Consider the following 6,387-nt stretch of genomic DNA (forward strand, 5'->3'; position numbering starts at 1 on the left):
GGTTATTTCCCATGCCGGCCAGCTGTCGCAGCAGCGCCGGCGAAATCGAGGGAAGTCTGCCGGCACGTGCCGGCTTCTCGTCCAGGCAGGTCTGCCGCATCCAGGATGCAAGCTGCTTACCGTCGCACCGCTCAAGAAGTCGCCGGTGTTCATCCTCCGTCACCCACATGGTGAGCATTTTGCTGCGTTTTTCTGGCAAACCGGCCTCCTGATAATGCCGTGACGGGAGGGAAATTCTTTCCCGGTCGGCACGGTATTCGACAAGCCGCAGGCGCGTCAGCGTCTTTCCGGGGTTTCGGGGCGGAGCCCTGAACCAGTCACGCAGCGCTAGCGCAGTGTATACTGGCTTACTATGTAAGCACGGTACCGTCGGAGAGTAAACCGGAATCATAATATGATGGCGATACCAAGAAAGATGAGTGGAAGTGCAAAAGGCAGCTAAGAGGTCTTCCGCTTCCTCGCTCACTGACTCGCTGCGCTCGGTCGTTCGGCTGCGGCGAGCGGTGCTGACTGCAGTGGATGGAGGTTATCAACAGAAACAGGGGATAACAGGCGGGAAAAGCTGTAAACGCAGAATGGCAAAGGACGCGCCGTTGCCGTTTTTCCATAGGCTCCGCCCCCCTGACAAGCATCACAAATCTGACGCTCAAATCAGTGGCGGCGAAACCCGACAGGACTATAAAGATCCCAGGCGTTTCCCCCTGGTAGCTCCCTCGTGCGCTCTCCTGTTCCTGCCTTTCGGTTTACCGGTGTCATTCCGCTGTTATGGCCGCGGTTTCTCATTCCACGCCTGACACTCAGTTCCGGGAAGGCAGTTCGCTCCAAGCTGGACTGTATGCACGAACCCCCCGTTCAGTCCGACTGCTGCGCCTTGTCCGGTAACTATCGTCTTGAGTCCAACCCGGAAAGACATGCAAAAGCGCCACTGGCAGCAGCCACTGGTAATCGGATTCACGGAGCGGAGTAGAGTAGAGTAATCTACAGAGTTCTTGAAGTGGAGGCCTGACTACGGCTACACTGGAAGGACAGTTTTGGTATCTGCGCTCCGTGAAAGCCAGTTACCTTCGGAAGGAAGAGTTGGTAGCTCTAAATTCCGGCAAACGAACCACCGTTGGTAGCGGTGGTTTTTTTGTTTACGGCTTAGGAGATTACGGCTAGAACGAAAGGATCTCAAGAAGATCCTCTCAGAAATTATACAGACATGCGGTAGTTTGAGATGTCAGAGCTATCTAACTCTTTTGCCGGAACCAGTTTGTAATGCCTTTCCTCAATCAATTTCACTTGTCCTTCGTCTATCTTCAGCTCAAACAGTGCAATCAAATCGCTCGAAACAAACTGAGCGGAAATAGCTCTACATCTAACATTTGGATATTTTTGTTCACACCACGCTGTATCTTGCGATGTTTGCACCATAGATATTTGATCGGTTCCACCTTTTGCTTGGACTGGTATTATATAATGGCAACCGTATTTATCTATCCCGACATAAAGCTCATCGATCTCTATTTGACCAATTCCTTTTACCGTGGTTCTTAAATGATTCTGCAAAGAGTATGTGGTTATACCTAAAAATATATCTATTAGTCGGTTATACCTAACCTTCGCCAACAATGCCTGCTCATCATCTAGAGAATAACCTGTAATTATCTCCGGAGTATTATCTGGTATTTTTATTGCCACCATATTGGGATTTGGCAAAATCCTACTAATAGTCACCAACCTAAATCTATATTTTGACCTGCCAGCCAATTCAATAATCCACTCCTTACCTTCTGGCTGAGTCAATAGAATACTTTCTGGCATAGGTGTTCTAAATCTGATTGAATATATAACATCACCAACATTAGATGGGAGATCTATACCTAAATCTTTTGCAGCGCTGTTTATCTCCAACCTTTCGAATAATACCTCTACGTCACCACCAACATATTTATCGAAAAATATCTTTTCTACCAACTGATGGTATCTATTTTTGGACCTATCTTTTTTATCCTTACTCACAAACAACCTCCTTGTTACTATTTTTTATTCTCTTAGCAATTACATTTGATGGCACACCAAACATAGATGCAGCATCGGACATAGAGATAGCAACCAAACTTTCATCACCAAGTTTGATTTTCTTCGTTGGTTTTTTTGGCGTAACTCCAAGAACCTTCATAATCTGCAAGCCAACACTTCTAGCTAGCATAGGAGGAACACTATTACCGACCTGTCTAAATCCATGCCACTTAGTCACATGAAACCTGAACCAGTCAGGATATGAATGCAGTCTTGCTGCCTCTCTGACCGTAATGACTCTAGGGTAGATCGGATGTATAGGGCGAGGAGATGTAAAAGCACCTCTGTCACTTGCTGTTCCTGCCCTTAAAGTATTACATAACCCATTCATTGAGAGCTTTTTGAATCTGCTGATTGGTTCTACCGAGTCAGGCAAAGTTTCAACAAACCGTCCTCTAGAAATATCAGAGTGATCTGTCAGTAAAGAACACGTTAATTTATCTTTATTAAAAATTCTTGGGTAGCTAAAATCAGCGGGGTCTTTTCCTACTCCATGCAAATAGGATGAGTATAATGATTGCTCACCAAACTTGGCATCAACCCAATCCCTCCCCCATAGCTCAGGATATTTTTCTGCATCAGGAATATCCCCAATAGCGTCCCCAACCGTTGTTCTGATGGATAATGGTTCTGGGTATGATGGCAGAGTAATTCCTTTCCTTCCACCCATTAAGAAAAGACGACGACGATCTTGAGGAACTCCATAATCAGCTGCATTTAGAACTTTATAATCACTTACAACGTCGTATCCGCCATCTTTAAACGCATCCATTATTTCCACTAAAAACTGCTTATGCTTACCTACCGTCAATCCTTTTACATTTTCAAAAATGAAATATTTAGGTTTTAGCTCAAGGACCAACCGTACATAGTGATAGACCAGTTTGTTTCTATCATCATCAAGCGCGCGTTTCCCTATTAATGAAAAGCCTTGGCATGGAGCTCCTCCGATCACTACATCAATATCTCTCTCTCCAATACCTGAAACTTCCCTAACATATTCCCCGGTAACATCAACAACACTTCTACATATCGTTTTGCACATAGGAAAGTTATATTTGTGAGCAGAGCAATGTATTGGATCTATTTCAACTGATGCTTTTATATCAAAGCCAGCTTGCTCGAAACCGAGACTCAGCCCACCCGCTCCAGCAAATAAATCAACAGCAATCGGTCTAGTCATTCTTTACATCCACGTTATATAAAATATACGTGATGCTATCATAAATGCGATCGCTTTACCGATCGATTTTTACGCTTTCGGTTGAACCTAACATCCCAATCCCGCATGACTTCGACCTCACTGGTCGTGGCCGTAAAATAGGCGTTGTAGTTACAACCGTAACTGCTTCCGCATGCGCTACGAAGGAGTCCAAGAATGGAAAATCATATAATCCACGCGGTGATAGACGCACTAAACGCTTCGGAGACACACATCGGGTATGCAGCCTGGTTTTCATCTCCTGATTTCGCATCCATGCTGATGTTCTGTACAGCAGCCCTTATCGCAACAGTTCATCTGATGCCCATGGGTAAAAAAGACTAAACCCAAGTCGCCGTTACAGGCGGCTTTTTTGTACCTGCAGATCGACAGGATTTACCATAACATCCCTTTCGCGTACCACCCCGGGACGCCTCAGCGCGATCCTGCGGCCAGAGGGTCATTTCAGGCACCTTTCCCTGTCCATAACCCCGAAAAACGCTCCTGATGATTTCTGCGCGCCTGCATGGCTATGCACGGGAATGCCTGGCCGACAGTTTCATCCCATTCCTGCAGCAGAAGCCTCAGAACCGCAATTCACCGGCGCGGCGATCGCGGGCGTGACCAGGTAAATTCGGCCTGCTGTCGTTCTTCCTCACGTACCGCGCGCTGCCGGTCGGCGTGTCGCTGCGACTCAATCTGCGCTCTCGCCCGGCTGAGCACGATATGACGGTTCGGCTGGTTCAGTTTCTTGCCAGAAGCACGTTCTGCAGCTGCCACAGCGTCATCGAGAAATTGCTTCTCTGCCGGCGTCAGATCTCTCAGTCGCGTCATATAAACCTCCACAGGAAAAAATCACCCCGGCAGCCCGGGGAACCGGAGCAGGACTCCGGCTGAAACACAGTTCTGGCTGAAGTAACAACCATAGTGTAAATTTCACACATTACACACCTGTTAATTCATGGGGTACACAGTGGCAGAAACACACCTCAATCTGACCCGAGCAGCCGCTGCTGCAGGCATTACCCGCAGAACGCTTTACAACCATATAAATCAGGGCAAAGTTACCGCGTCACGCGATAAGAAAAACAACCCTGTTGTGGACGTTTCCGAGCTGATAAGGGTATACGGCAACGTCAGCCTGCCTGTAAAAAAAATTCCCGCTATTTCACAGCGTGAAAATTCACACCAAAATTTCTCACACGAGCAGATTGAATCCCTTCAGAGGGAGATGAAAGAGCTGCGCCAGACCGTCACCCTGATGATCGAGGACAGACAGGCCCGGGAAGAGGAACGCCGGGACCATGAGAAACAAAATCAGGCACTGCAGGGTGAGATAAATCGCCTGAAATCAGAGCTGGATCAGGAAAAGAAAAAGGGGTTCTGGTCCCGCCTGTTTGGCTGAACAGTGGGAACCGTTTACTCCAGTGTTTTCTGGCGGGTATAAACCGGCTCAGGCGAGTTTTTTTCCTGCTCCTGCAGCTGCTGCTCCCGGAGATCCCTGTTCATTTCTTCGACAACCGGCGCAGCTGCTCGCTCAAACTCTGCACCTGCCTGCTCAAGTTCATGACCCGCTCGTTCAGTGCCGCGTTCTCCTGCTGCATAAGCCCGGATACCTTCCGCCATTCCGCGAAGGCGTTCTCCCAGTCGTCCAGCCTTTTCGAGTAGTCCTGCTGTAACTGCTCTAAGGCGTTCAGCAACTGTTTTTCCAGATCTGTCATCTGCTACGGCTCCTTCACCAGTTTCACTGCGTTCCGCTTCCCGTTCTGCACCGTCCAGTTCGTGTCGACCTTCATCCCCGCCGGAAGCACCAGAAATTTCCCGTTGCCGTCGCTCCGGAAGCTCACGCCCCACGTTTTCGCGTTCAGCTGCGCAAGGGATGTCTCCTGCTGGCTGAGGGTCTGCATGTTCGCGACGATTTTCTGTCCCTGCCACCACAGCACGCTCCCGCTCGTGGCGATCAGCAGCACTGACACCATCGCTATCGAGAACCACGTCCGGCCGACCATCCGCAGCACGTTCAGCCTGTTCGACTGCATGGCCTCGTGCATCCCCTGTTCGTGGGCGCTGATGGCGTCGCTGATTCTCTTCGAACTTGCGTTCAGTTCCGCTCTGACAGACCTCTCGTGCTCGCTGAATACGGTTTTCAGCATCGTTTCGGTATGCTTCTGCTGCGCTTTCGACTGCTGCTCCAAGTCCTTCGCCAGCGTTAAAAGACTGCTCATAAATGGCTCCCTTCAGTCGGATGTTTCGCCCCCCGTCCGGGTCGGCAATGCTGATACTGTTTTTTGTGGTGCGGACCACTTCAAACCCTGACCGCTCCAGCGCCGCCGTCACATCCTGACGGGTTTTCAGCTCACCGGCTGAGGCAAGGTGAAGTAAGCCGCGCGTGATGGCTGCAGCGGCCTCTTGTTTCGTTTCGGGCAGTGATGACGGCGTGACCAGGGCACGACGGTTTGCAGGATCATTCGGGTCATGCAGACCCAGAACGCCGTTAACCATCGTCTGCCAGGCGTCAATCCGCGGACGGTCAGCCCGGTCAAAGTACGGCTGCAGCCGCCTGCCGGTCAGCAGCTCGGTGTTGGGGATAAGGAAATTCAGCTCCAAACGGCCCTTGTCGGCATGCTCAACCCACAGAATGCTGTACTGGTCTTTATCCAGACCGGGCATCAGAACGCGCTCGAAACTGTCCATCACCTGCTCACGCTGCCCGTCCGGTAAATCCTTCTCGGCAAACGACAGCACGCCGGAGGTATATTTTTTGGCATAGCGTGAGGCATCAATCAGCTCGCGAACCTGCTCCGGCTTCCCCTGTAGCACAGAAGCACCGTCACGCTGGCGGTCTTTTCCCAGCAGGTAATCCACCGGCCCGGAACCGCCGCCGGTTCCCCGGGCGTGAAATTTAACGATCATCATCCGGCCCTTTTTCCATCACCGCGTGCCGCAGCTGCTCGAGCCCGGCATCGATGGCCATCAGCGCGGCAACAATCTGCACACGGTCGTGACCCGTATGGCCACCGGCGTTAACTTTTCGCGCGATCTGGTTCAGGTTATTTCCCATGCCGGCCAGCTGTCGCAGCAGCGCCGGCGAAATCGAGGGAAGTCTGCCGGCACGTGCCGGCTTC

Annotated in this window: 7 protein-coding genes and 1 pseudogene; 2 read left to right on the forward strand and 6 right to left on the reverse strand. The window is 50.4% G+C overall.

Annotated elements, in window-relative coordinates; all coding sequences use genetic code 11:
* The 3 genes and pseudogenes from OMR58_RS25700 to OMR58_RS25710 form a co-directional block, all read right to left on the reverse strand.
* Nucleotides 1-178 (reverse strand): annotated as a pseudogene (locus OMR58_RS25700) (MobC family plasmid mobilization relaxosome protein); the annotation flags it as partial.
* A gap of 1,013 nt (nucleotides 179-1,191) precedes the next feature.
* Nucleotides 1,192-2,001 (reverse strand): hypothetical protein, encoded by an 810-nt coding sequence (locus OMR58_RS25705; protein ID WP_264547305.1) that lies wholly within the window; start codon nucleotides 1,999-2,001, stop codon nucleotides 1,192-1,194.
* Complete coding sequence (locus tag OMR58_RS25710) at nucleotides 1,994-3,244, reverse strand: DNA cytosine methyltransferase (protein ID WP_264547306.1); 1,251 nt, start codon at nucleotides 3,242-3,244, stop codon at nucleotides 1,994-1,996. The genes OMR58_RS25705 and OMR58_RS25710 overlap by 8 nt, the downstream gene beginning before the upstream one ends.
* A 195-nt stretch (nucleotides 3,245-3,439) precedes the next feature.
* Between OMR58_RS25710 and OMR58_RS25715 the strand changes: the two genes are divergently transcribed.
* Nucleotides 3,440-3,607 (forward strand): hypothetical protein, encoded by a 168-nt coding sequence (locus OMR58_RS25715; protein WP_264547307.1) that lies wholly within the window; start codon nucleotides 3,440-3,442, stop codon nucleotides 3,605-3,607.
* 252 nt (nucleotides 3,608-3,859) lie between these two features.
* Here the strand turns inward: OMR58_RS25715 and OMR58_RS25720 are convergent, their stop codons facing one another.
* The gene (locus OMR58_RS25720; RefSeq protein ID WP_264547308.1) at nucleotides 3,860-4,096 is read right to left on the reverse strand and encodes a hypothetical protein; all 237 of its coding nucleotides are present in this window, start codon (nucleotides 4,094-4,096) and stop codon (nucleotides 3,860-3,862) included.
* 139 nt (nucleotides 4,097-4,235) lie between these two features.
* Between OMR58_RS25720 and OMR58_RS25725 the strand changes: the two genes are divergently transcribed.
* Nucleotides 4,236-4,667: a hypothetical protein gene (locus tag OMR58_RS25725; protein WP_264547309.1), complete on the forward strand. Its 432-nt coding sequence runs from the start codon at nucleotides 4,236-4,238 to the stop codon at nucleotides 4,665-4,667.
* A gap of 14 nt (nucleotides 4,668-4,681) precedes the next feature.
* Here OMR58_RS25725 and mbeA read toward each other — a convergent pair whose 3' ends face one another.
* Entirely contained in the window at nucleotides 4,682-6,175 is a 1,494-nt protein-coding gene (mbeA, locus tag OMR58_RS26115; RefSeq protein ID WP_444861347.1) for a plasmid mobilization relaxase MbeA, read from the reverse strand.
* Nucleotides 6,165-6,387: MobC family plasmid mobilization relaxosome protein (locus OMR58_RS25745; protein WP_264547312.1), on the reverse strand; the 223-nt coding region annotated here is incomplete at its 5' end. The genes OMR58_RS25745 and mbeA, both read right to left, overlap by 11 nt.

Source organism: Erwinia sp. INIA01, from assembly GCF_025947915.1.
Classification (GTDB): Bacteria; Pseudomonadota; Gammaproteobacteria; order Enterobacterales; family Enterobacteriaceae; genus Erwinia; species Erwinia coffeiphila.